This window comes from Acidobacteriota bacterium, assembly GCA_016196065.1.
Taxonomy (GTDB): domain Bacteria; phylum Acidobacteriota; class Terriglobia; order Terriglobales; family Acidobacteriaceae; genus Acidiflorens.
On record JACPYL010000010.1, the window covers coordinates 680,642 to 705,348 of the forward strand.

A 24,707-nucleotide genomic window follows, 5' to 3' on the forward strand; every position below is an offset into this window, starting at 1 on the left:
CCATTTTCACTAAACAGGTAGTGAAATCTGACGTCGTGCGGCCGGGACGCCTGTCCCGAGCTGCTTGCGGCGTCCAGCAGAGAGGTTCAATTCATGATCACCAGTGTTTCCTGGCAGTACATTCTCCTGAACGGTGACACCAGCACAGGATATCGAGTGAAAAGGCGTACCGGTGGTCCGCCTCCGGTGGTTGGTTCCGGCACAGACATGCCCTCGTCCGATAACTGGGTGTCTGCCCCCGCTCCGCCACAGATTCACTATGTTCCAGACGGCAAGGACTACATCTTCGCGTTCTGGTCCTTGAGCGCTCACGATACGCAGTCTTCACAAACCTCGGCGCAGATTCAGACGGGAACGACTGCCAACGACTCCCACACCGGCGGGCAATGGGGGATTTCCGCAAAGGCTTACTACATTTGGAACTTCGCGGGCGGCGGAAATGGAAATGGTGGTGGACACACACCACTTCTGATCGACGCATTCGATATCCAGGCAGGAGACTTCATCGGCGACGACTTTGTCGATGCAACGCCGGACCCAGGTGGAACGCTGACTGGTGAAGCCAACAATGGCTTCATCGACACCACTGCGGACATCGCTGCTGGCTCGTCGTTGAAGGTGGTCGCCCGCGATGCGCTTCCGGCAAAGGCATTTGGATACTGGTTTAACATTGGCCCATTACAGCTCAATGGCAACGCAGCCTCTCCCGCGACGGTAGGGGCGCCCGGTACCCATGACATCGTCGTGCATCACAACGATCGCGTGGTAGCGTTCGCTTTCTACAACGAGGTCAAGCAGCAGCAGTTCGTGCCGCCTTACGAGGCTACTTATGATCCGTGGTGGTGGTACAAGACTCTCGGTGGTCTAGTGCCGCCACCGCCGCGAGATCCGTGGCTGCAAGAGTTCGTTGCGGCCATCACACTCGCGCAAGCCGCTGCACGAGTGTCGCCTCGCCTGCAGGCGAAAGTCCTGGAAGTCGCCTTGGAACAAATCTCGGTGACGGCTGCGACGATCAAGCAGGAGATCAAGTCCCTGGAAAAAAGATGAGCAAGGTGGGCGCCGCCGCTTGGGGTGGCGCCCATTTCTTTCTCGGCTCCGAACTGAAACACATTGTGTCCAACAAAGCGATCTCTTCCACTGCCTCGCATTTTGCCCGCGTCTCAGAACCCAGGCAGTGCTCCGAGTTGTGATGCTGGCGATTGATCCACTTCCAGCTTCGTGTGCTTCCTGGCATCCCGAATCTGCGGCAGCAGAATGTCGCGAACGTAGTGCCAGTACGGCACGATATCCAGAGCTTTGCGAGCGTATGACTCCGCGGCATCGATGTCCGGTGTAGTCCGGTGCAGATTGGACCACGCCAGGTTCATCAACAATTCCGGCTCGCCCCACGAAGGATTGAGCGGATCGGTTGTAGCAGTCGCCTTGAGTTTCTTGGCAGACTCCAGACCCTTCAGGTAAGTTTCCATCGCCTTCTCCTGGCTGCCGCCGTACTCCGGTGGTGCATACCAGAGGTTCGGACCAGTCACCCACGACAGTCGGGGATTCCCGGGATCTGCATTCCCCGCTTCCCTGAGAAGTGTCTTCACCTGCGCAAGCAATTCCTGCACCTTGGCTGGATCGCTGCGGTGGAGAAACATGAGATTGCTCAAACACGAAGCAGCCCCAATTTTTGCATCCGCAAAATTTGGATCTTTTTCGGCCGACTGCTGGAATTCTCGAACGGCCCGCTCCAGATCGTCTGCGAGATCTTTTGGATCCGCAGATTCGTTGAACCCGTTGAAAGCTCTACGCCAGAGCGCAAACCCGCGCCAGTAGCGGACTCGAGAGGCCAGTTCTTGGGTCTCAACGAAGGGATCGAGTTCGCTGTATAAACGGTGCAAGGCCGGGCGATCCCCTTCATAGTCGGCTCGTTGAATCGCGGTGACGAGTTTGACCACTTGCTCGCGCGGAGCGTCAGTCGCGGAGATCGTCTGCAGGTCGACTTTCAACCCTACAGCCGCGTACCACGGATAGAAATCCACCACGAGCCGCTCGGACGCGATCGCGGGATCGTCTTTCACCAGCGCCTTGGCTTCCTCGACGGAACCGATGCCGAAAATAAAAATTCCCCGCAGGTTCGTGTCGTCGATCGGACCGGCTACGATCAGTTTTCCCATGCTGGCCATCTTGCGGATGTTGGCCATGTGGCCGTCCTGGACAAGTTTTCGCTCCTCGGCTGTGCCCTCTCCCCAGTGGGGCCCTTTGCGAATGATCCCGAGGACGTAGGTCGTCATCTTGATTTGGGACTGGGGTGGCAGCGTGGTGGCGGGTTGTTGCGCGAATGCCATAACGCACGCCGCCATGAGCAGCATTGTTGTGATGGTGAATCGTTTCATTGAATCACTCCTTGATCTTTTGTGCCTGCATTGGTCGCAGACAGGTACGCGATCGTGCTGCCACGAGCAATACTTCCCGCGAACTTTTGGATGAGTTGCTCGAGTGTGCTCAGGCCTCTTGCGGTTTGGCCAGGCTTCCATACTTCTGCGTTGCGTAGCCAACAATCAGGCCAACCATGCCGCCCGGCAGCATGATCTGGAAGTAGTAGCCATGTTGTAGCTGAGCAATAATGAAGGCCAGCACCAGGCCGACGGCAAGGCCGAAGACAATTCCCAGAGCCAGGGAATGAACTTTGCGGGCAAAAACTCCGATCAGGATACCGGCCACGATTCCTTTAAATGTCGAGCCCATGACGATTCCCGCCAATTGTGCGCGCACAGCGGGCGTGAACCACGCCGTCATTCCATCGATAGCGCCAAGGACTGCTCCCAGGACGATCCCTAGTAAAACCTTATTCATAACTTAACCTCGCGTTGAATTCAGCTTCTACTGTGGTATTACCCGTTTTTCGCGATTCCTTTAACGCCGCGCCAATAAAATAAAAAGAAGTCGCATCAGGAGGTAGACGGCAACCAGGATTACCGCCGTACTATGCCGCGCGTAGGTCCTGCCTGCGCGTTCGAGCAGGCTCTCTGGGTAGGCGCTGACGGGCTCACCGCCTAAATAGTGCAGGACGTCAGCGGTCATTTCGCGGGCGGACTGGTAGCGCGTATTTGGATCCGCCGCCATAGCTTTTTCGCAGATGGCCTGCAGCCTCCGAGGGACGCTGCTTTCTTCCGGTAGTGAATTTGGCGGGCCCGGCTTCCTGGCGAGGAATTGTAAGACCGCTCCCAGCGAAAAAATATCCGTCCGATAGTCGACGGTGAGTTCACCGCGCGACTGTTCCGGTGACATGTAGCCGGGAGTTCCAAGGACGCTGCCCTCTCCGGTAACGTGGGAAGAGGCGCTCGACGATTCTTGCGTCACAGCAATTTCATTTCGCTGGTCTGGGTCAGCGGCGCCCACTCTAGCCAGTCCCCAGTCCATGACCAGCACTTCGCCAAACGCGCCAATCATGATGTTGTCAGGCTTCAGGTCGCGATGGATGAAGCCGCGCGCATGCGCAAAGTCGACCGGTTCCGCGATGCGTTCCAGCAGCCGCAGCCGGTCTGGCAGGCTCATTCCCACGACGTGCTGCGCCAACGTCTCGCCAACCACGTACTTCATGCAATAAAACGCGCGTCCATCTGCCAGCGTGCCGGCATCATGCACGGGAACAATCCCCGGATGTTCCAGGCCGGCCAGGATGCGAGCTTCCTGCAGCAGTCGCACGGCGAGATCGTCAGCTGTCGCCACCGAGTCCAGCACCTTGAGCGCGACGTGACGATGCAGCAACTTGTCTTCGACCAGCCAGACGCTTCCCATCCCTCCGCGCGCCAGATAGCGGATGGCGTCATAGCGAGTCCCAGTCAGATCAGGAGCCAGCATGCCGGCCTGCAGCTTGGCGACGACTCTGTCAGAAAGTTGTGTCACTTGATTTCTACTCCCAGCAGCGCCTGCGCTTCGCGGCGAAATTCTTCTTCGGTGGCGGTCATTTCCCGCAATTGATCGAGCACGCAGCGCCGAAATTCGCGCCGGGCAAATGCCAGGTAGTTCGTGACATCCGTGGTGGCGAGGCCGAATTCCTCAGCTAGTTGACCGTACGACGGCTTGGGGTCCGACTCATCGAGGTCGTAACGCTCGAACAACTGGAATTGGATCGTCTTGCCTGCGTTCTCGCAGTGGCCTCTCAGCCTTTGCAGGCCGAGTGAAAACAGGCTCCGTACCCACTCCTTGTCAAAGTAATCCTCGGGAGATTCAGTGTGCGCGACGGTCGCAAGCTCCCGCTCGGCCTCATCGAAATCGAGCGCGCAATGCTCACTTCCCGCGCCCCGCTTCTGCCGGTTGGAATCACGCAGATGATTCATGAACTGCCGGTCCGCGCAGGTTCGTAGGAAGGTACGCAGGCGTCCTTTGCTGCTGTCGTACGAATCAAGGAATTCTTTTTCCAGCAGGCGGGTAAAGAAATCTTGCGTGAAATCCGCGGCATCTTCGGCGGCGAGCGTCCACTTCATGCGCGCGTATTTGTAGACCGGTTTCCAGTAGGCGGCCGTGATGACGTCGATCGCCCGCGAGCGTTCGGCAGGATCATCGCTCCGCGCAGCGAGAAGCACGGAATGACGCGTCAGTGGGAAGCTTTCGCCTTGTGGGTTCACGGACAAGTAAGCGCCTGTTGCGGAAGGAAGTGTAGTGCGAAGCGAGCCGGCAGGACAAGTTAGGCGGCGAACGCGATGGGCGGGTGGGTTTTGCGCGGCATGTTGCAAACAGATCACTGCATGTTCGGGGTTCAGTTGTGCCCCGAAAAAACGAGACTCAGGCAGGGCGTGGCTCAGGCCCGGTGTAGCGAAATTGAGACGGGCGAGGTACAAAACTCTGAACAGGACGGCAAAAGCTCTGGACACCCAGGCCTACGATCGCATCACAACCATGTATGATCTGCGTCATACGGCGCCTGCAGTGACATTCGTAAAGTGAAAATGGTGTGGTGTGCCAAATTCTTAGTCTCTCTGAGGAGCTGTGCTCAAGAAATTCTATCCCTCTCCGTCGTTACTCGCCTCGGACCTGGGTTCATTCCAGCGTCAGGAAACAATCTTCGTCGTTATTAACCTCATTCTGCTGTTGGTCCTGGTGTTTCTGCATCACTTGTTCGCCTCGTTCTGGGGACCACCATCACGATCGTTGCTGATCGCGATCGGGTTTGTTTTCAGCTTGGGAGTGTTGGAGCTTTTCTGGCTCCAGCGGCTCTCGAAGCCGCTCCCGACGAGCTTTCTGTCGGTGCTGACGTGGTCGTCAATCGTCGTAAATCTGGCTCTCGCGATCCTTCTTTCTGGACTAACCAATCATGAAGACAGCCCATACTTTGTCCTGATGGTGGTCCCAATTCTCGAAGCTGCTTTCCGTTTCGAGCTGGCGACCGCACTGGTGGTCTCGACCATCGCCGACCTCTCGCTTTTCTTTTGGGTCTGGCTCTACTTTGAACGGAATCCGCCTCTCGAAGTAGGAGAGTACTTCGAAGCTGGAACAACGTCCGTGATGTTCATCATGGTGGCGGTCGTGGTTTCACTGTTGGTCCGCGGCCTGCGCGAGCGGGAGACGAGTCTGGCCACCAACTTGCTTGAATTGCAGCGAACCCGGGAACGGCTGCTGCAACAGGAAAGGCTGGCGGCGGTAGGCCGCTTATCGAGTGCGATCGCGCACGAGATTCGCAATCCGGTGGCCATGATTTCCAGTTCCATTGCAACTGCAAAACAGCTTTCTGGAACCGAACGGGAAGAGATGTTCGACATTGCGTCGGAGGAGGCGTCCAGGCTCGTGCGATTAACTACAGACTTTCTCAGCTACGCGCGACCCCGTCCACCACAACCGACAACCACTTCGGTGGCCGACACTCTGTCGTACGTGGTCGCTGCCTGTCGGGCTCATACCAGCCAGAGGGGTGCGCAGATCCAGGCCAACGCTCCGCCGGATTTGGCGATAGAAGTCGATGCTGGGCAAGTACAACAGGCGCTCATCAATCTGATTATGAATGCAGTTGACGACGCGACGCCGGGCAGCACCATCCTGCTGAACGCACATCGCCACAATCAGGAAATCTGCATCGATGTGGAGAATTCCGGTGAGCCGATTCGCGAAGAAGCATTAGCTCGTATTTTTGAACCGTTCTTTACCACCAAGCGCCACGGCACCGGGCTGGGACTTGCAATTGCGCGTGGTATTGCGCTCGCCCATGGCGGAGATCTTGCTCTCACGGCCAATGGCCCGCAACGAATTTGTTTCTCTTTGATCTTGCCTGTGTCCGAACAGGCGGCCGCAAAATTGGAGACCATACATGGGTAGGATCCTTCTGGTGGATGACGAACCGAGCATGCGCCGCATTCTCGCGTCGAACCTCCGCCAGGACCAGCACGAAATCCTGGAAGCTGAAGGAGTGCAGGACGCGCAGCGGTGTCTCGCGGTCAATGATTTTGATGTAGTCATCACCGACCAGCGCATGCCAGACGGAGAAGGCCTGACTGTCCTCGCGTCCGCGCACGAAACCGATAGGACGATCTCCGTGATTCTTCTCACGGCTGTTGCCACGATCGAAATGGCAGTTGAAAGCATGCGCCAGGGAGCGTTCGACTTTCTTACCAAACCGTTTCAGCCTGAAGTTGTTCGTGCAACCGTGCGGCGAGCCTGCGAACGAACTTGCCTGCTGCGTGAAAACGTCCTCCTGAAAGATACTGTCGTTCGCCTGGAAGGCGCGTCCGAGATCTACGGCGAGAGCGAGCAGATGCAGAATGTGCGGGAACGAATCGCACGCGTCGCCCCCACGACCGCAACGGTTCTCATTACCGGGGAAACTGGTACCGGCAAGGAGCTGGTCGCTCTCGCAATTCACCGTAATAGCCCGCGATCGAAGAAGCCTTTTGTCGCAGTGAACTGCGCGGCCTTTACTGAGACGCTTCTGGAGAGTGAACTCTTCGGACACGAGAAAGGAGCCTTCACCGGGGCCGATCAGGCTCGCCAGGGGCTCTTTGAAGCGGCTCACGAAGGCACGCTGTTTCTCGATGAAGCGGGAGAAATGTCGTCCGCCGCGCAAGCGAAATTGCTGCGTATCCTGACAGATGGGCAATTGCTTCGCGTGGGCTCGACGCGGCCGCGCAAAGTGGACGTCCGCGTACTGGTCGCCACCCATCGGAATCTCGAACAGCGAGTGCGCGAAGGATTGTTCCGCGAAGACCTGTTTTATCGGTTGGCGGTGGTGCCGATTCACCTTCCCCCGCTGCGGGAACGGCAGGGAGACATTGGCGGACTCGTGGACATTTTCTGCCGTCAGCTTTCCGTGGAATTGAAGATGCCGCGCCGACGACTCACTCCTGACGCCCTGCAGCGCCTGCAACAATATCGGTTTCCGGGAAATCTTCGCGAGCTCAAGAACCTCCTAGAGCGCGCTTACATCTTGAATAACAGACTTGAGATTGGAGTCGAAGACCTGCCGGTAGCGCAGTCCACGGAAGTTGCACTTGCCGGTGGCGATGGAGCCAAGACCTTCGTGCCGGTGCTCGCAACCTCACTGCCGCAGTCCTTCGACCTGACGGCGCTGCTCGAGCAATCCGAGAAAGAACTGATCCTGCAAACGCTCTCTGGCGCGAACGGAGTGCAAGCCGAGGCTGCGCGCCGCATGGGGCTCTCGCGCAGCGCGCTCGCCTACAAACTCACCAAGTACGGAATCCGCGCGACCGAGTAAAGCAGTTCCGAAGGAGCCTGCTCCCATGGATGCAATGGAGAACGGGCGCCACTCATTTCCTGTTTGTCCATGATGCAAGGCGACGCACGTTACTCGCCTTGCCAGTCCACGTGCCCAATCATCGGGACAAATCACACACTGCAGAATCGTCTTCCGCGGCAATGCGTTTCGCATGCGTATAATGGGCGGCGCACAGATGTTATCCACGAGCCGCGGTTTGCAGTGGAAGATCAGCCATTTGAACAGACGTTAGCCAGAGGAGGACACCAGGTGCCCACGGATAGGGAATCGAAAGATATTTCGCGACGAAGTTTCATTTCACGTACCGCGGTCGGGGGCGCGGGACTCCTCATTGCAAAGGACATTCTGAGCCCGGAATTCGCTTCCGGCGGAACGAAAAGCACGAACGCGACGATGATGGGCGTCCCGTTCGAGGGAAGAGAACGGGTGCGCCTGGGAATTATCGGCGTCGGCGGACGAGGTACCAGCCTGCTGCAGGATTTGCTGGCCATTGAAAAAGTAGAGGTCAAGGCGATCTGCGATCTGGTGCCGGCAAAAGTTGCGCGAGCGCAGAAAGCAGTTACGGACGCAGGCCAGGCACAGCCTGTAGGGTTCTCCAAGGGCGAAAAGGATTTTGAAAATCTAACGAAGCTCGACCTCGATATCGTCTATATCGCGACCCCGTGGGACTGGCACGTTCCGATGGCGGTCAGCGCCATGAAGAACGGCCATCACGCTGCGGTCGAGGTACCTGCCTGTCAAACCTTGCAGGAATGCTGGGAACTCGTCGACACCTCCGAGGCCACGCGCAAGCATTGCGTCATTCTGGAAAACTGCTGCTATGGCGATACCGAGATGATGGTCCTCGGCATGATACGCGATGGAGTTTTCGGCGAAATCCTGCATGGAGAAGCGGCTTATCTCCACGATTTGCGCGGCATTCTAACCTCGCCGGAAGGAGAGGGAATGTGGCGCCGGTTTCCGCATATGAATCGGAATGGCAACCTGTATCCGACGCACGGATTGGGTCCGGTAGCCCATTACATGGACATTCACCGTGGCGACCGGTTCGACTACATGGTTTCGGTGAGTTCGGCGGAGGCCGCGCTGAGCGCATATGTCAAAGCGAACTTTGCTGACGGGGACCCGAAGCGGACCGAAAAGTACATCTGCGGTGACATGAACACCAGTATTATCAAAACCCTGAAAGGCCGCACGATCCTTCTGCAGCATGACGTGGTGAGCCCCCGGCCCTACAGCCGGCTCAATGCAGTCTCGGGCACAAAGGGCGCGTTCGCCGATTACCCGCCGCGGGTCTTTGTCGATGGAACGAAAGAAGAGGAATGGCACAACATCGATGGGTTTAAGGAGAAGTACGAGCACCCGCTCTGGAAAGCAAGCGGAGAACTGGCCCGCAAAATGGGTGGTCACGGGGGAATGGACTACATCATGAATTACAGGCTGATGGATTGCCTGAAAAGAGGTCTGGTGCCGGACATCAATGTTTACGATGCCGCGGCATGGAGTGCGCCGATCGCGTTAAGCGAGACGTCGGTGCACCAAAATGGTGCGCCCCAGAAATTTCCGGACTTCACACGCGGTAAGTGGAGTGCGTCGAACCCCTTGGGGTTTGCGGTTCAAGTTTGAATGCCAGCGAGTTGCGACTCGGGGTCAGTGGGTAACAGGATAACTTCATGATCGAAACCTCACGGATCGAAGGTCCGGCAGCAGAACTGCATATTGCCGAACCCAAGCAAGGAACTGAAAGCGCGGCCCGGTTGGTCTCGCTCGATGCATTCCGCGGTCTGGTCATGACCCTTATGCTCGCGGAACTCATGCGCCTGCCAGAGGTGGCGCTCTCATTTCCGCACAGCACACTGTGGGCCATAATCGGCTTCAATACTCAGCACGTGGAGTGGCAGGGTTGCTCGCTGCATGATTTGATCCAACCTGCGTTTTCCTTCCTAGTGGGTGCGGCGCTGCCGTTTTCCATCGCGAGCCGGAAGATGAAGGGACACACCTTCGGACAGATGTTTGGGCACGTGGTCCGGCGGGCTCTGATCCTGATTTTTCTGGGCATCTTCCTTCGTTCTCTGAGGTCAAGCCAGACCTACTTTACATTTGAGGACACGCTGACACAGATTGGGTTGGGTTACGTGTTCCTGTTTCTGCTGGGATTCACCCGCGTGCGAACGCAAGTAGTGGCGCTGGTGCTGATCTTGATTTGTTTTTGGGCTATGTTCGCGCTTTACCCGGCGCCTGGTCCTCAGTTTGACTACGCACGGGTTGGAGTTCCGCAGAACTGGTCGCACAATTACACCGGATTTCTCTCTCATTGGAACAAGAATTCGAATCTCTCTTGGGCGTTCGATGTTTGGTTCTTGAACCTGTTTCCGCGGGAACATCCCTTTGTCTTCAACGAAGGCGGTTGGTCCACATTGAGTTTCATTCCGACGCTAGGAACCATGATCCTCGGGCTACTGGCGGGAGAATGGCTCAAGGGCAAAGGATCGAAGGAACGGAAATTCCGCGGACTCGTAATCGCAGGAGCAGGCTTGGTGCTGCTGGGACTGGTGTGTCAATGGGTTGGCATTTGTCCAATCGTCAAAAGGGTCTGGACATCCTCTTACACGCTCTATAGCGGAGGATTAGTGGTGTTGATCCTGGCCGGGTTTTACGCGCTGATGGACTTGAAGGGATGGCGACGATGGGCTTTTCCGCTGGTGGTGGTCGGCATGAACTCGATCGCCGTGTATGTGATGAGTTGGACCATGTCGAGTTTCTTTAGCGCCGCCCTGGACCGCCACGTTGGGAAGGCGATAGCGGTGATTGCAGGACCAACCTTGCAGCCCGTGCTTCACGGTTTCGCAATCCTGCTGATCTTCTGGCTCATCCTGTTTTGGATGTACCGCCGGAAGATCTTCTTGAGGATCTGACCGATTGGAAGAGCTGAGCCTTCGCGAGACTCCGGTATAGTCGCGCTTATTTTGAGACGTCAGTCTCAGTATGAGATCGGTTTCCGCGCAACCGCGGGAAACCTGAAGCTAAAGGTTGCTGCCTAGTTCTGCAACTCATTCTCCTGCCATCACTTGCTCATCAGTCCATGACCTTCGCGTTTTTGGCGTGACCCGTGCACCCTTACTGGCCGATAGAGCAGGACGGGTCTCCCCGCAGCTCTTCCTAACCGGGAAGAGAGGAGGCCTGGCTGCTTCAATGCTCGGGTTAGAGGTTTTTCCGTGCCCAACCAGGCCACCGCTACTGCGTACGCTCTACAACCGGAACTTGTCGGAAGGTTAGCGAAATTCTTTCCGCAAGCGACACCTGTCCGAATTCCTGTCAAGCTGAGCCGCTCCGAAGGTACTGAGGCCGAGAGGTCGCTTTCCAGCGATACGGTGATTGAATTCGGAACCAGCTGCGAAGTCCTGTTTGCCACCGAACGTCCACTGGAGTTTGCCGACCGTGTTCTGCTGGAAAGCAAGGACGGCTCACTACGCGTGGAAGCATCCGTCGTTGCCGTGCAGTATCACCCCAACCGAACCGTGGTGGCCGCGCGGTTCCTAAAAAATGTACCCAACTGGATCGTGAAATCATGACCCCAACTCCATCTACCGCTCGATCGCTGGGCGAACAGTGGCCGCAGTTGTGTGCACTGCAGCCGATTTATTCCGCGCTGGTTAAGGAATTTGTCATCGATGTGCCTGCCAGCCCACTGATTGACGACGCCCAATCGCCGTCGCAAGAAGCCGTGGAGCAGGCGACCGCATGGCTGCAGCAGGTCGATGTGCAGATTCAGGTGCATCAACTGCGCCAATTTCTTCAGACCACGCCTTTGGCCAACGAAGCGTCGCTGCGCGATCTGTTGACGCATCATCTCCATAAAGAGGTGAAGGCCTCGAGCGATCGCGACAAGATTGATTTTCTACTGGTGCAGTACTTCTCGCTGTGTGCTCCTTCGGGCCTGGAAGACTCCGATCTCGATCTCGAGTATGTCGCGCAAGTACTGGAGCCGGCGCTTGGTCCGCAGGAACCAAAATTGCCGATCTGGTTGACCACGCTCGAAACCCTGATGCAGTCTGCTGCCAAGTGCCGCCGGCTCAGCGAACTGCTGCACAGCGGAGTTCTGGAACAAGGCCGCAAGCTCAAGATGCAGAGCGCCGACCGCTACTACGATCCGTCCGCGATGGTTGCCTTTGCGCGTTTCAGCTTCCTGATGCGCCGCATCTTCTTCCGCCTCATGCATGAGGATCTGAACGCGATCCTCGATGGCTTGCGTGAACTGGAAAAACGCGGGGTCAACAGCCTCGATTGCCGGCGCGCGCAATTCTCCGCCGACGAACCGACGACGCGCCTGCGAATGATCTGCCAATCCTGGAAAGTTATGTTCCATGCGGAATATTCTTCCGGACAGCCGTTGCGCATGCTGGTCGATCTGCGGGCTGCGGTAGATGAAGCGCTGCAAGGTGCCGGTGCAAAGAAACCGGCCGCCCGTGCGGCGGCAGCCTCTCCGAAGAGTCCGAGTGGGGGAAAGCGCAGCTAACAGCTGCCCCGAGCCGCTATGAGCAAGCGCCCGATCGTTCTGATTCTTTCGAGCAACCCTGCTTTCTCTCGAGCATTGACCGAGAGTTGGCCCGGAGGAGGCGATTCTCCGGAATTTGTGCTGCTCGAAGAGAACTTGTGCAGCGAGCTGCAACGCGATACTTACGATCTCGCGATTGCGGATGCGGCGACTTCAGAAAAACATGCGACTCTCAAGGCAGCGTTAGCCGCCGCTGGGAAGCCGGCGATCGTGCTGCACTCCGAAGGCGCTCTTGACGATTACAAAGTGCAAGGCTCAATTGTCGAATTGAAGCGCGTTTCCCAGTCATGGCCTGTGATTACTGCCGCGCTGGGCAGGGAAATCCTGCGACGACTGCAGTCCGATTCGCGCGCATCGGAATCAGACCGGCTGAACACCGTCGCGCAATCCGAAGCGACTCTTGGGCGCTACATGGTCGAGATGCACTCGGCCGTAAACAATGCCCTGACGTCGGTGATGGGAAATGCCGAACTGCTGATGCTGGAGCCTGGGCTACCGGCCTCCGTCCTCGCACAGGCTGACACGATTCGCAACATGGCTCTGCGACTGCACGAAGTCTTTCAACGGTTTTCTTCGCTTGAGAAGGAACTCAGCCTGGTCGCTCGCGAGACTGGAAAGAAAACCAGTCAGGCTCGCACAGCAGTTGCCCGGGGCTGAATTCGACCGCAGCGTCAACGTTTCATCCAGGCCTCAGAGCATTTCCTGATAGTCCTTCCAACTCATCCGCTCCATGCCTGCTGGAGTTGGATCGGCCGCTGACGCTAATTCCACGCCCAGAGACTCTTGTCCAATATTCTGGCGTGCCAGATTAGCCCAATCGTGTTCGAAAATCTCCGCAAAATACTTGGCGAGTTTCTCATCATCGAACAACAGGCTCGCGTCGCGGTTATTGGACACGCCCAGGTTCGACCAGTTCTGGCTGCCCAACAATACTTTTTTCTTGTCGACCACGACACCCTTGGTGTGGCAATTGGTTTGGACCTTGATGCTGTCCGGGCTGAATCCAAAATCGACGAGGTTGGTGATATTGGCACGTGCATCGGGCGCATACAGAACGCGGAAGATGATGCGTACATCAACGCCTGCTCTTTGTTTGGCCAGCACCGCATCCACGAGTTCTTTCAGTTGGTCGGTGTTGTCCGTCGGGGAGTTGAAGGTCTGGTTTTCAATCAACAACTGTTCTTCCGCACTTTCAATTAATGCCAGCACGACGTCGTGAAAGTTGTCCGGTGTGAGCAAGGGTTGCACCGTGAAATTACGATCTTCGTCAAACGGCTTGAAGTATTTGAACGGCTTGGCTGCTTCTTCAGGCGCAGGAACAAACAGGGCACCGGGGAGCAATAGGTCCGGAATTTCCATTGCCTCATCGGGGTTGAACGCCCGATTCTGCTGGAAGTCGTTCAGGATATACGCTTGGAACGTCAGGGCGAGTTTTTCGTGTTCCACCACCGCGTGCCATTCCCGGTTGTATTTCGTCAGGTAGGTACGTTTCTGCGGAACTTCGTTTAACGGATCGGCATCGGGTTGGTTGGAAGACTGCCAATTTCCGCTCGAAAGCCAGAAGGCGCTTTCATCGCGCACCGCGACCTTGATGTGATATGAGGCGGCGACCCAGCCGTTGACCGAGCCGATCTGCACCCAGGCGCTCTCAAACTTTGCGCCCAGTGCAAGCTTCAGTTTATCGATCATCTCTTCGTCGGTAAGATCGTTGGCCTTCGTGCCAGAACCAGTGTCCTCACCATGTTGAATCGCCATCGTGAATTTCTGGAAGGCCGCTTTGTGGCTAGTCGTGGTCGTAATGGCTTTGAGAATGTGCTGCGCGCCAAAATCGTACATGCCCACCACCAGGCGCTTCTTGATCCCGATTAGAAAGTCCTGCAAAACTGGAAACCCATGGTCGGGACTGACATGTGCGATCACGTGCATGCGTTCGTTGACGAATTGTTTCAGGGGCGGCGCACCAACCGGCGGGAAATACTTGATCTCGTCGCGAAGGATGGACTGATCCGCAACCAGCGCGGCTTCCGTTGTGGCCGGCTTTTGCGTGGCCATGATCAGTTCGCGGATGGTCGGGTTCGTAACCTCCACCGGCAATCCCTGAAACGTCAGCGGCAAGGGATCGATGCTGGCTTCCTTCAAAGCTGCAGGAGTATGCCTTCTTCGGACTGTGACCACTATCGCTCGATCTTTCGTGATCCAGCCGTCTTTGAAAACGTATCCCATGCGCACTGCGAGTACGTCGGCACGCTTGCCAAGTTCCTTCTGCGCGGCTGCAAGAATTGAATTGGGAGTGTTGGAAGGTGGCGGTGCAGGGGGCGCGGGCGGTTGCGCGGGGATCACCGGCGAAGCCGGAGGAGTAGCCACCGAAGCGGATGGCCCATCGCCACCCACGCGAATCGAAATCGTCAGCGGAATGCTCCAGGTTGCGGTACCGTCTGGCCCGCACTTTACCGAGGCGCCACTGGAGGCGGCCTCGCGCGACTGAGACCCTGAGGTTTTTCCGGTTTCCTCGGTTGCGTCGCGAGGCGGCGTCTTGCCCATGGCCATCATTTCGTCGAACAGCCTGCGCTGCGCGTCCGACATCGGCTGCGCTCTCAGGCTGGCTACGATCTTGCTGACACGGGCGCCTTCGTTTGCGATCCAGTCGATCTTGTCTTCGCCCATCGCGGAGGTCCAGACTGTACCGTCGCGAGCGAGGATTTGCCCCGCCGCGTTCTGTTTCCAGACACCGGAATGATGGAGCGCGACCACTTCCCAACGGTCGTTATAGACGGGCGACCCGGAGGATCCAGGGGCGGTATCTGTTTTGTATTGCAGGAAATCATCCAGGACATCGATGATCTGGTTTTCCCGCAAGGCAAGCTGCTTCAGACCTCCATCTGGATGTTGAATGATGTTCACAAACTGGGCCGCAATCGCTTTGCCTTCTTCTTCAATGATTGGATTGAAGCCAAAATCGGTGAGGCTGCGACCGCTATTGAAAGCATTTCCCTGCAGCGCGACCACCGCGTAGTCGAGATGCTGATCGGCGAAATGAAACGTATCCGGATCGACGGCGAAACTGAAAGTGGGAGTGAGACGTCCGTCGGCATCCACCTGGTACTCGAATTCCACAATCGAAGTGCGCGCCAGCGCGCGGTCACCCAAGACATGGTGATTCGTCATCAGCAGCCGGGGAGAAATCAGAAACCCCGTGCCATAGCCCATGGGGCGGCCCGCATTCACGCCGATCCAGACCCGGCCTACGGTATTTGCGGCCTTCAACCCCATTTCCAGGAAAGCAACGCCCATCAGATCGTTGGTGCCCAACACGCGCTCAAGGGCGTTGGGTTCTTCCTGGCCCGTGGTTTCCACCGCGCTGGTGGTGGCGATACTGGCCGAACCCGTGATCAACTGCGTGCATTCGGCAGGTGAGAACCCGCGGCGCGCCAGGAATTTCTGCACGCGTTCGGGAGAATCTACCGCCAGATAGTCCTTCTTGAGGATGAGCCGCTTATTCCGGTCGCGCTGCGTTTGGCGGGCGGCGTATCGTTCACGCGTAGCCTTGATCTGATAGTCATCGATTTTCATGTGGAGCTCCGCCTGGGGGGTAAGTGGCGACAAGGTTGCTTCGCGCCGGGAGCACTCTGGAAAAGCTGGGCTCTCCACTAAAGTCCTGGAGCCCTGATACTCCCATGCATGGACCGTGATCGAGTTCCGATTGAGATAGTCGGGGAATGACTATCGGGATGGTGAAATCAATATAATGCCCCTGCAACTCCGGTTGTCAAGTGAAAGGTTCAATATGACCCAGTTGTCTCCACTCCAATCGCGGGATCGGCGAAACCTTCTGGCGACAATTCCCAAACTCGGGTTAGGATTGCTGGCCATGCAATGGGTTCCGATGTTCGCCGCCGAGTTCACGGATGACGCTCTCGCCACGCTGTTGCCCAGCTTGCAAAGCCAATCGCGCGAGCAGTTGGCGCACATGCTCAAGGCGCCCGGCTTCAGCGGGCATTTTCCGGCGCAGGATGTTGTCACACTAGCGGATCGCGAGCATAAGAGCGTCGATGCCTTGATGCTTGACCTGTTGCCCCTTGCCCGCACCTATGCGCGGCCGCCGATTTCGCACTATCTGGTTGGCGCCGTGGCGCGCGGAGTGAGTGGAAATTTGTATCTGGGCGCGAACATTGAAATCCTAGGGCACTCGCTTGGGTTCTCAGTTCACGGGGAACAATTTGCTCTCTCCAACGCCTACATGCACGCGGAGAAGGGAATCGCTGCGATTGCGGTAACCGCCGCTCCCTGCGGACACTGTCGTCAATTTATGACCGAGATTGCGCCCAGCCGGGACATTCAAGTGCTGATCGCGGGCCAAATGCCTGTACGGCTGGATGTCCTGTTGCCGATGGCTTTCACGCCGAATGATCTGGGCTTCAAAGAAGGTGCGCTTCCGGTAAGAGAAACAAATCTGGCGCGGCCTGAAGGGATCACCGACGACCTGATCCTCTCCGCATTGGACGCTGCAAGAAAATCGTATGCTCCTTACAGCAAGTCACATTCGGGAATAGCGATTGCGGCTCAGGCCGGGCGTATTTACAAAGGTGCATACATTGAGAACGCGGCTTTTAACCCGAGCCTGTCTCCACTGCAAACAGCCCTCGCGGCGCTGATCGTGGCCGGCGAAGATTACAAGTCGATTGCGAGGGTCGCACTGGTCGAGATGGAAGGCGCAGCGATCAGTCAGAAGAGCGTTACCGAATCGGTATTGAGCGCGGTCGCGCCCAATGCACGGCTCCAGGTCGTGACCACCCGAGGATCCAGCTAGCTTGTTTTGCGGGGAAAAACAAATCAGCCAGCCGCGATCGCTCGCAGCTGGCTGAAGAAGTTTCTACGCAGTGTTGCTTGCTACTTTCCAACACCCGATAGCGTAACAACCTGCGGGCTGCTCCCGGCATTGTCGAAAATCTTCAAAGTGCCGGTACGAGTCCCAACCTGCGTGGGCGTGAAGGTGACCGAGATATTGCACGATCCCCCCGCCAGCACGCCTTTCGTGCAGCCGTTTTTCTTGATCGCGAAGTCGCCGCTGATGGTGAGGTTGGTAACGACTACCTGTACCACGCCGATATTGGTCAGCACCGCTTTTTTCGCATTGCTGATCGTGCCAATCGCCCGCATTGGGAACGTCAGGGACGGAGTTGCGATTGCCGCCGATCCCATGCCGTCGCCATTCACTCCGATGCTCGTCGAGTAATAGCGGCCGTTCGGCAGGGGCTGCAGGGCAAAGCTCCCGAGCGGATCACCGGTCTTGAGGTTGGTGCGATAGACGTCGGCATTGCCCATCTGGTGTTGGCGATCGAACCATGTATTGATCGTCCAGAAGCTCAGGCCATCGGGATCAAGCGCGAAGCTGTCGGCATTGGCGGGAATCTGATAGGTCATTTTTTCTTTGTAGATGCAACCCACACAGGTCGGAATCCAATGCTGAATTGCGCCCTGAGTGTCGAGCATGATGCTGGCATCCGGTAAAACGCGGACCTGTCGAGCCATGGCATCGGGCACGATGTCCGCTCCTTGCGTCTGGGTGATGATGTCGAAACTCTTCACATCGCCATTGGTTGCGGCGTAGAACATGGTGCGCTGGTCCGGAGCCAGATCAATCGAGGTTGCTCCACCGGCCACTGCATAAGTAGATACTGGATGACCTGTGCGATCGAGCCGGACGATGTTGCCCTGCGCCAAATACAAGTTGCCCTGCAGGTCATGGGTAACTCCGGTCGGAGCGTTGAACGGTCCGGCGCTGGACAGCAGGGTCCCCGAGTTATCGAATTCAAGCACGTTCCATGACAGCGTTCCAAATCGTGCGCCGATCACATGCAGATGATCGCCGACGTCGAAGGCCATCGCCGTCAGGCAGGCGTTCTGGCTCGGGCCATGAAACGTGGTCAGGAAAGTCCCGGTAGCGTCGTAAATGCTGAGGGCATCCTGCTGGGTATTCAAGAGAGCGTTATCGCAGGTGCCGACGTACAGATTGCCTACCTGGGCCGTCTGAGCACTGACAAAAGTCGCGATCGCTAGAACCATTACCACGGCAAATGCCGTTTTCAATTCGAATTTCACAGAAACCTCCAAATGGGAAAACTTCAACCCGCGAGCCAAGGAGGAGAACATGCGACGGGCGCTCATTGAATCTGCCGCTTTAAGTGACAGTGTCGCTGTCCCCTGGTTACTAACACTTGCGGTAACCCGTTACCCTGTTTGCACTCGTACCCCTCAAGATATGCATGCCCGATACCAAGCGCTCTGGAGGCACGCAAACGGGCCCGTTGATCGTTCCAGGATGGGAAGTGCACCTCGATCAGCGACTTAGAGTCCGGTGGCCATCCAGGGGTTGGATCGCCTGTGCGGCTCGAGAATGGGTGCAGGTTTCGAGTGTGACTAAGTTTTCACATTGTTACGGGCAAGTTAACTTCTCTTCGCCGCGGAGAGCCGGTTCCGGCTAAATCAAGAAAAGCTGCCCGGTCTGGGAACTTTTTAGCGCCTTGCGACATTACAGGGTATGAAAGAGACTTCAGAAGTCGTCCCGGAAGGGAAATGGCGCCGACTATGATCAGCGACGAAGCTCTGATGCTGGAATTTCAGAGTGGATCACGCGAGGCATTTGAGCAGTTATTTACGCGCTATCGCGGGCCGCTCTACGGATATTTCCGGCGGCGGCTTAACGGTGACCAGCGCGCGGAGGACCTCACGCAGGAGACTTTCCTCGCCGTGATCAAGGGAATCGTCCGCTACCAACCGCGCGCTTTGGTCCGCACCTACCTGTATGGCATTGCCATCAACTTGCTGGCCGCCGAGCGGCGGAGCCGGCTGAGAGATTCGCCCGCCGGTAAGCAAGCGGCGGAGCCGACCACACAAGATGCTCCAGACGCTGCCATGTGGGTACGCCAGGCCCTCGAACAACTCGACGAATCCGAGCGCGAGATCCTGATGCTCCGCGAGTACGAACAACTCAGCTATGCCGAAATTGCCGGTTTACTCGAAACGCCGGTCAATACCGTCCGGTCTCGACTGTTCCGTGCGCGGATGGCCATCAAGGACCATCTGGAGCCAAAGGCCAGACTTAACGAGACAGAGAACACGAGTGACACGCCACATCGAGTGAACATGACGCAGGCGGAAGGCGAGGTCCTATGAACAAGGTTATTCATCCCATGGAACCCGAAGAACTGATGGCCTACTTGGACGGGGAACTTCCCAGTGACCGAACGGAAATTGCTGCGTTACACCTGCGCGAGTGTCCGGAGTGCCGCGAAGTTGTTGCCGGACTGCGGCGTGTGTCGCAAGGGTTGGTGGTCTGGGAGGCCGGATCGACGGATGTTCGCGTTCCGGCCGCGCTCGCCTCTGCGTTGGATGAGAACGTAGAGAGGATGGGAAAGACTTTCGTCGTCCGGCCGACATGGCGAGGAGTTCTTCGGCGGAACTGGAAGCAGGCTGCGTGGGTGGGAGCGTTCGCGGTGATTGCGATGGCCGTGTATGTTGTGCCAGGAGAGTTCCGAGTTCGAGATTTCAAACGTCTGGAAATCGATGATGACAGCCGTCCGGCCGAACGACTACGGAGTCAGGCCCCAGGGGATTACATGCACGCCCCGACTGCACCTGCGTCTCTGGCGGCAGGGAGTTCGCAAGAGGCGAACCAGTACGACCATCTTCAGCAATCGGCAAAACTTTTGAAAGCACCACCCTCGAAGTTAGGGACTTCCTCGTCGACGGATTCAAGTACGGAGCGTTCGAACGGTCCGATGATCATCCGCACCGCCCAACTCGCGTTGATCACGAAAGACTTCGACAATACGCGGTCCACAATAGAAGCAATTCTCAAGCGCCATCGCGGCTACCTTGGCGAATTGAAAGTTGGAGGCTCGACTGGCAGTGGACGTACGCTCAACGCCACCTTGCGAGTTCCCGCCGACCAACTTGATGCCAGCCTGACGGAATTGAAAGGGTTTGGGCGCGTTGAATCCGAATCGCAAACTGGACAGGATGTGACGTCACAATATGTTGATCTTCAGGCGCGACTCGCGAATTCGCGCAACACCGAGCAACGGCTCACCGATTTACTGCGCAACCGCACGGGCAAACTGTCTGATGTGCTCGAGGTCGAACAGGAAGTGGATCGTGTTCGGGGCGAAATCGAACAGATGGAAGCGGAACGAAAGAGCATGTCGAATCAGGTCGGTTTCGCGACGCTGAATGTGACGATCAAGGAAGACTACCAGGCACAGTTGCAAGTTGTGCCCCCATCGACCTGGACACGGCTTATCAACGCGGCCATCAGTGGTTACAAGGACATGGTGGAAGGCGTCATGAGCCTAGCGCTCTTCCTGCTCGAGGTTGGGCCCACGTTACTGTTTTGGATCGCAGTGCTGTTTCTACCAGCTCGACTCGTGTGGAAAAAAGTGAGGCGCAGCTTTGCGAGCTAATCTATTGGAGCGGCTCCCCCGAACTCAGGCAATCATCGGCGGATCCGCTTACATCGACTCGGACGATCTGAGTTTCGTCCGAGCAAAAGGCCCTGGTTCCCGTATTGCGCGCGTTCACCGGATAGGCTACGACCTGATACTTTCCTTCGGTTTCAGAATTAACGCAGTTCCGCAGTTCGAACCGGTATCCGTGTTTCAGGCCGGACGCGAGATTGTCCTCGATCAACTGCGCGTGATCAGCCGCCGGTGTCGATGTGCCGATGCCACCCAAGTCCGACAAAGAGCATGTAAATCCTGTCTGCGGGTACGTGGAGTGATAGGTAATCTCAGCAGAGTTGATCGTCCTCACTCCCTCCACTGCGGCCGTTTCGTTGGCGACCATCCTCGCACGGAGCAAATTTGGAATCGCAATCGCCGCGATGATCAGGATGAACGGGATGATCGCGAACGCTCCATATCCCATCACCAGGCCAGCGGTGGCCATGCCGTCGCCCTTGAGACGGCCATTGCTCTTACGGATTTCTGAACGGGACATGTGTCCGAGGACGATGGCCGCGATTCCGATCGGAAATAGCAGCAGGCCAAAGATTCCCGTCACCATGCTGGCCAGCGCCTTGCCACTGGTTTCTCCGCCTCCAGCCTGCGGCTGCACTGGCGGAGGAATCGGTTGCTGCGGCGATGCTGCAAACGCCTGCCCGCATTGATCGCAGAACTTACTACCTTCCCGAACGGCAGTACCGCATTTGTCGCAGAACATGGCTTAGCCTTTTTGTAGACACTTTGAAAATCAGGGCCAAGTTACTCTCGGAGAATGGTTGCGTCAAGTTACTCGCCTGCCGCCCCGGAAAGAGCGACGGCACCGCTGGCTTGCGCCGATATCTACGCGAACAAGAATTCCTTCGTGCGTAGATCTTTAATCGTATCCCGCAACTTTGCCGCCTTTTCAAACTCGAATCGCTTGGCGGCTTCACGCATGTCGCTCTCCAACTTTGCGATGTACGCTTCCAGGTCCTCTTGCGATTTGAATTCCGGCATGCCATCGGCTTCGGGACCGGTGAGATCGGTGTAGTCGGCGCCGATGATCGCGACCAGCGACATATCCAGCGGTCGCACGATCGACTCGGGAGTGATCCCATGTTCTTCGTTGTAGGCCTGCTGGATCGCCCGCCGGCGGTTGGTTTCGTCGAGCGCCTTTTTCATGGAGTCGGTCATACGATCGGCGTAGAGAATCGCTCGTCCATTCAGGTTGCGCGCACAGCGGCCGATGGTTTGAATCAGAGATCCGGCCGAGCGCAGGAAACCCTCTTTGTCCGCGTCGAGAATGGCGACCAGGGAAACTTCCGGCAGATCGAGGCCCTCGCGCAATAAGTTGATGCCGATAAGCACGTCGAATTCGCCCTTGCGCAAGTCGCGCAGAATTTTGACGCGCTCCAGCGTCTCGATCTCGGAGTGCATGTAGCGGCATTTCACTCCGACTTCGCCGTAATATTCCGTCAAGTCTTCGGACATGCGTTTCGTCAGCGTGGTGACCAGTACGCGTTCGTTAATTTCCGCGCGCCGCCGGATCTCGTGCAGCAAGTCGTCGATCTGACCTTTGACAGGACGTATTTCCACCGGCGGATCGATCAAGCCAGTAGGACGAATGATCTGCTCCACCACGACTCCTGCCGACTTCGTGAGTTCATAGGGACCGGGTGTCGCCGACACATAGACGAGCTGGTTGGTGCGATGTTCGAACTCTTCGAACGTCAGCGGTCGATTGTCGAGTGCCGAGGGCATTCGAAATCCATACTCGACCAACGTTTGTTTGCGTGACCGGTCGCCGTGATACATGCCATGCAGTTGCGGCACCGTCTGATGCGATTCGTCGATGAAGAGCAGGAAGTCGCGCGGGAAATAATCCAGAAGCGTGGGTGGCGGCTCTCCGGGCAGGCGTCCGGTGAAATGCCGCGAGTAGTTCTCGATCCCGTGGCAATAACCCATCGCCTTGATCATTTCCAGGTCATACATCACGCGCTGGTGAATCCGTTGTGCTTCGACCGCGCGTCCCTGCTTTTCCAGTTCCACTTCCCACCATGCCAGCTCAGCTTTAATCGAAGTAACGGCGGACTCGCGCGTCTCTTCTTTCATCACGTAGTGAGTCTTCGGATAAATCGGCAGCCGCATGTAGCGGTGCTTGACGGTGCCGAATAGAGGGTCGATCTGCGACAGCGACTCCACTTCGTCGCCGAACATTTCGACCCGGTATGCCATGTCGTCGTAGGTAGGGAAGACTTCGATCACGTCGCCGCGAACGCGGAACGTTCCGCGCCGGAAGTCGCCTTCCGTGCGCTCGTACAGTATGTCGACCAGCTTTCTAGTGATGTCGCCGCGTTTGATCTTCTGTCCTTTTTCAAGGAAGAGCATCATGCCGTAGTAGGCTTCGGGCGATCCCAATCCATAAATGCAGCTCACGGACGAGACGATCAGGACATCGCGCCGTTCGAACAGCGACCGGGTCGCCGAGAGGCGCAGCTTGTCGAGTTCATCATTGATGGTCGACTCCTTTTCGATATAAAGGTCGGCGGCCGGGACGTAAGCTTCGGGCTGGTAGTAGTCGTAATAGGAAACGAAATATTCCACCGCATTGTGCGGAAAAAAACTCTTGAACTCGTGATAGAGCTGTGCTGCCAGGGTCTTGTTGTGCGCCATCACGATGGCTGGGCGATTGGCCGCCTCAATCACTTTGGCCATGGTGTAGGTTTTGCCCGACCCGGTCACGCCCAGGAGAACCTGATGCTGTTCACGGTCAAAAATGCCGCGGGTCAAGCTCTGGATGGCGGTGCCCTGGTCACCCTGCGGCGTGTAGTCGGAGGTTAATTTGAAGTCCATGGAGTAGGTGTGATTTTAGATGAAGCGGTCGAGGAATCGGCGCAGCAATCGCGGGAAGATCGTCTCAACGCCCGGTAAGAATGCAAATCCTCCGTGTAATCATTTCGCCGTGAATCCGGCAGAACTGGCACTTTTGTCCTAAGGTATTTGTCTTAGAGCCTGAGCAAAACTTCCAAGCATATCCAGCATTATCCCGATTGAAGCAGTGTTTTCGCTGTAAACATGCGCTCTACACAATTTCACATAAAGTTAACGGATTCGCATAGATTTGGCCGCGAGGATGCAAGAGTAAGGGCACAGAACAGAATTTCAGGTGCGCACGGGACCCTGAGTGCTGCCCAGCGCACGGGCAGTATCCGTTGCGGCACCCGCGAGGTGCAGTGCATGGACCAACCGATCAGTCGAGTCGGACGCCGAGAGCAGCAGATCATAGACCTGCTTCTCCAGGGGTGCGACAACTCAGAAATTGCGCAGGACCTGAACATCGCCGAGCGCACCGTAAAAGCGCACTTCAACCGTTTGTTCCAGCGTTTCGGTATCCAGGGTGGTATCAAGCGCGTGAAGCTAGCGACAATGCTCTATAGGAGGCAATTATGGTCGGAGAAACAGTCAATCCCCGTGGCCCAAATCCCCGAGAACATGCCATCATCCAGCTCGTCGCTGAAGGCTGTAAGAACCGGGAAATTGCGGATTCCCTCGGGACTACCGAACACGTTATCAAGAACTACCTCCGCGTAATTTACGACAAGCTGGGCCTCTGGAATCGAGTGGAACTCGCGCTCTGGTATGAAGCCCGGCAGTATGAGCAGGCTTACCAGGCATAAGAACAGACAGCCCTCCCCACGAAGTTCTAGTGCGAGCCGCTGCAGGCACCCGAAAGGGTGCCTTTTTTTTGTCCGGTCCAAATTCTGACGATCCATCCACGCTAACGATCAGCTGCCGCCATCTCGGCGTGCCCCTCTTAGGCCCAATCGAGCAAATCCTAAAGTATTAATTTTCAATGGCATAGCTCGGGGAGCGAAAAGTTACCACTTGGGGATAGCCGCTCCATTGTTTCCGTGCGGCACCTAATGCACATTGCGTCCAGCGAATCGATTGTGCGGACTTGAACTCTCGT

At 56.9% G+C, this 24,707-nt stretch carries 20 protein-coding genes; 12 read left to right on the plus strand and 8 right to left on the minus strand.

Translation table 11 applies throughout. The annotated features are described in order from the left end of the window. Window positions 1-93 precede the first annotated feature (93 nt). Entirely contained in the window at window positions 94-1,047 is a 954-nt protein-coding gene (locus tag HY010_06245) for a hypothetical protein (protein MBI3475312.1), read from the plus strand. 113 nt (window positions 1,048-1,160) lie between these two features. Here HY010_06245 and HY010_06250 read toward each other — a convergent pair whose 3' ends face one another. The 4 genes from HY010_06250 to HY010_06265 all read right to left on the minus strand — a co-directional run bounded on the left by HY010_06250 (window position 1,161) and on the right by HY010_06265 (window position 4,610). Continuing rightward, window positions 1,161-2,375 carry a hypothetical protein gene (locus HY010_06250; protein MBI3475313.1) on the minus strand — a complete coding sequence of 405 codons (1,215 nt, stop codon included), beginning with the start codon at window positions 2,373-2,375 and terminating at the stop codon, window positions 1,161-1,163. A 109-nt stretch (window positions 2,376-2,484) separates the two neighbouring features. Continuing rightward, window positions 2,485-2,835 carry a hypothetical protein gene (locus HY010_06255; GenBank protein MBI3475314.1) on the minus strand — a complete coding sequence of 117 codons (351 nt, stop codon included), beginning with the start codon at window positions 2,833-2,835 and terminating at the stop codon, window positions 2,485-2,487. Window positions 2,836-2,895: 60 nt separating this feature from the next. Further along, on the minus strand, window positions 2,896-3,888 hold the full coding sequence (locus HY010_06260; GenBank protein MBI3475315.1) for a serine/threonine protein kinase: 993 nt from the start codon (window positions 3,886-3,888) through the stop codon (window positions 2,896-2,898). Next, window positions 3,885-4,610, minus strand: a complete 726-nt coding sequence (locus HY010_06265; protein MBI3475316.1) for a sigma-70 family RNA polymerase sigma factor — start codon at window positions 4,608-4,610, stop codon at window positions 3,885-3,887. Before HY010_06265 ends, HY010_06260 begins: the two co-directional genes overlap by 4 nt. A gap of 361 nt (window positions 4,611-4,971) precedes the next feature. On the opposite strand from HY010_06265, the gene HY010_06270 reads away from it, so the two are divergent. The 7 genes from HY010_06270 to HY010_06300 all read left to right on the plus strand — a co-directional run bounded on the left by HY010_06270 (window position 4,972) and on the right by HY010_06300 (window position 12,917). Further along, window positions 4,972-6,291, plus strand: coding sequence for a HAMP domain-containing histidine kinase (locus HY010_06270; GenBank protein MBI3475317.1), 1,320 nt, complete (start codon window positions 4,972-4,974; stop codon window positions 6,289-6,291). Beyond that, a complete protein-coding gene (locus HY010_06275; GenBank protein MBI3475318.1) occupies window positions 6,284-7,684 on the plus strand; it encodes a sigma-54-dependent Fis family transcriptional regulator in 1,401 nt (466 codons plus the stop codon). Before HY010_06270 ends, HY010_06275 begins: the two co-directional genes overlap by 8 nt. 72 nt (window positions 7,685-7,756) lie before the next feature. Continuing rightward, entirely contained in the window at window positions 7,757-9,331 is a 1,575-nt protein-coding gene (locus HY010_06280; protein ID MBI3475319.1) for a Gfo/Idh/MocA family oxidoreductase, read from the plus strand. Between the two features lie 47 nt (window positions 9,332-9,378). Next, a complete protein-coding gene (locus tag HY010_06285) occupies window positions 9,379-10,620 on the plus strand; it encodes a DUF5009 domain-containing protein (protein ID MBI3475320.1) in 1,242 nt (413 codons plus the stop codon). A 300-nt stretch (window positions 10,621-10,920) separates the two neighbouring features. Further along, window positions 10,921-11,277 carry a hypothetical protein gene (locus tag HY010_06290; GenBank protein ID MBI3475321.1) on the plus strand — a complete coding sequence of 119 codons (357 nt, stop codon included), beginning with the start codon at window positions 10,921-10,923 and terminating at the stop codon, window positions 11,275-11,277. Continuing rightward, window positions 11,274-12,221, plus strand: a complete 948-nt coding sequence (locus HY010_06295; GenBank protein ID MBI3475322.1) for a hypothetical protein — start codon at window positions 11,274-11,276, stop codon at window positions 12,219-12,221. Before HY010_06290 ends, HY010_06295 begins: the two co-directional genes overlap by 4 nt. An 18-nt stretch (window positions 12,222-12,239) precedes the next feature. Next, on the plus strand, window positions 12,240-12,917 hold the full coding sequence (locus HY010_06300; protein ID MBI3475323.1) for a hypothetical protein: 678 nt from the start codon (window positions 12,240-12,242) through the stop codon (window positions 12,915-12,917). Between the two features lie 33 nt (window positions 12,918-12,950). On the opposite strand, the gene HY010_06305 is transcribed toward HY010_06300, so the two are convergent. Then, a complete protein-coding gene (locus HY010_06305) occupies window positions 12,951-15,830 on the minus strand; it encodes a trypsin-like peptidase domain-containing protein (protein MBI3475324.1) in 2,880 nt (959 codons plus the stop codon). A gap of 214 nt (window positions 15,831-16,044) precedes the next feature. Between HY010_06305 and cdd the strand changes: the two genes are divergently transcribed. Next, entirely contained in the window at window positions 16,045-17,067 is a 1,023-nt protein-coding gene (gene cdd / locus HY010_06310) for a cytidine deaminase (protein MBI3475325.1), read from the plus strand. An 80-nt stretch (window positions 17,068-17,147) separates the two neighbouring features. Here the strand turns inward: cdd and HY010_06315 are convergent, their stop codons facing one another. Then, window positions 17,148-18,359: a hypothetical protein gene (locus HY010_06315; protein ID MBI3475326.1), complete on the minus strand. Its 1,212-nt coding sequence runs from the start codon at window positions 18,357-18,359 to the stop codon at window positions 17,148-17,150. 474 nt (window positions 18,360-18,833) lie between these two features. On the opposite strand from HY010_06315, the gene HY010_06320 reads away from it, so the two are divergent. Both HY010_06320 and HY010_06325 read left to right on the plus strand, forming a co-directional pair. After that, window positions 18,834-19,433 carry a sigma-70 family RNA polymerase sigma factor gene (locus HY010_06320; GenBank protein MBI3475327.1) on the plus strand — a complete coding sequence of 200 codons (600 nt, stop codon included), beginning with the start codon at window positions 18,834-18,836 and terminating at the stop codon, window positions 19,431-19,433. Continuing rightward, a complete protein-coding gene (locus tag HY010_06325) occupies window positions 19,430-20,719 on the plus strand; it encodes a DUF4349 domain-containing protein (GenBank protein ID MBI3475328.1) in 1,290 nt (429 codons plus the stop codon). The genes HY010_06320 and HY010_06325 overlap by 4 nt, the downstream gene beginning before the upstream one ends. Window position 20,720: 1 nt before the next feature. On the opposite strand, the gene HY010_06330 is transcribed toward HY010_06325, so the two are convergent. Both HY010_06330 and uvrB read right to left on the minus strand, forming a co-directional pair. Next, window positions 20,721-21,476 (minus strand): DUF4190 domain-containing protein, encoded by a 756-nt coding sequence (locus HY010_06330; GenBank protein MBI3475329.1) that lies wholly within the window; start codon window positions 21,474-21,476, stop codon window positions 20,721-20,723. A gap of 122 nt (window positions 21,477-21,598) precedes the next feature. Next, the gene (gene uvrB / locus HY010_06335) at window positions 21,599-23,590 is read right to left on the minus strand and encodes an excinuclease ABC subunit UvrB (GenBank protein ID MBI3475330.1); all 1,992 of its coding nucleotides are present in this window, start codon (window positions 23,588-23,590) and stop codon (window positions 21,599-21,601) included. Window positions 23,591-24,183: 593 nt separating this feature from the next. On the opposite strand from uvrB, the gene HY010_06340 reads away from it, so the two are divergent. Continuing rightward, complete coding sequence (locus HY010_06340) at window positions 24,184-24,414, plus strand: helix-turn-helix transcriptional regulator (protein ID MBI3475331.1); 231 nt, start codon at window positions 24,184-24,186, stop codon at window positions 24,412-24,414. Window positions 24,415-24,707 lie beyond the last annotated feature (293 nt).

Bases quoted from the DNA above. Each gene is read 5' to 3' on its own strand.
- HY010_06300 (MBI3475323.1), top strand. From the start codon at position 12,240: ATGAGCAAGCGCCCGATCGTTCTGATTCTTTCGAGCAACCCTGCTTTC.
- HY010_06255 (MBI3475314.1), bottom strand. From the start codon at position 2,835: ATGAATAAGGTTTTACTAGGGATCGTCCTGGGAGCAGTCCTTGGCGCT.
- HY010_06245 (MBI3475312.1), top strand. From the start codon at position 94: ATGATCACCAGTGTTTCCTGGCAGTACATTCTCCTGAACGGTGACACC.
- cdd (MBI3475325.1), top strand. From the start codon at position 16,045: ATGACCCAGTTGTCTCCACTCCAATCGCGGGATCGGCGAAACCTTCTG.
- HY010_06295 (MBI3475322.1), top strand. From the start codon at position 11,274: ATGACCCCAACTCCATCTACCGCTCGATCGCTGGGCGAACAGTGGCCG.
- HY010_06330 (MBI3475329.1), bottom strand. From the start codon at position 21,476: ATGTTCTGCGACAAATGCGGTACTGCCGTTCGGGAAGGTAGTAAGTTC.
- HY010_06250 (MBI3475313.1), bottom strand. From the start codon at position 2,375: ATGAAACGATTCACCATCACAACAATGCTGCTCATGGCGGCGTGCGTT.
- HY010_06340 (MBI3475331.1), top strand. From the start codon at position 24,184: ATGGTCGGAGAAACAGTCAATCCCCGTGGCCCAAATCCCCGAGAACAT.
- HY010_06305 (MBI3475324.1), bottom strand. From the start codon at position 15,830: ATGAAAATCGATGACTATCAGATCAAGGCTACGCGTGAACGATACGCC.
- HY010_06320 (MBI3475327.1), top strand. From the start codon at position 18,834: ATGGCGCCGACTATGATCAGCGACGAAGCTCTGATGCTGGAATTTCAG.
- HY010_06280 (MBI3475319.1), top strand. From the start codon at position 7,757: ATGCAAGGCGACGCACGTTACTCGCCTTGCCAGTCCACGTGCCCAATC.
- HY010_06285 (MBI3475320.1), top strand. From the start codon at position 9,379: ATGATCGAAACCTCACGGATCGAAGGTCCGGCAGCAGAACTGCATATT.
- HY010_06325 (MBI3475328.1), top strand. From the start codon at position 19,430: ATGAACAAGGTTATTCATCCCATGGAACCCGAAGAACTGATGGCCTAC.
- uvrB (MBI3475330.1), bottom strand. From the start codon at position 23,590: ATGGACTTCAAATTAACCTCCGACTACACGCCGCAGGGTGACCAGGGC.
- HY010_06275 (MBI3475318.1), top strand. From the start codon at position 6,284: ATGGGTAGGATCCTTCTGGTGGATGACGAACCGAGCATGCGCCGCATT.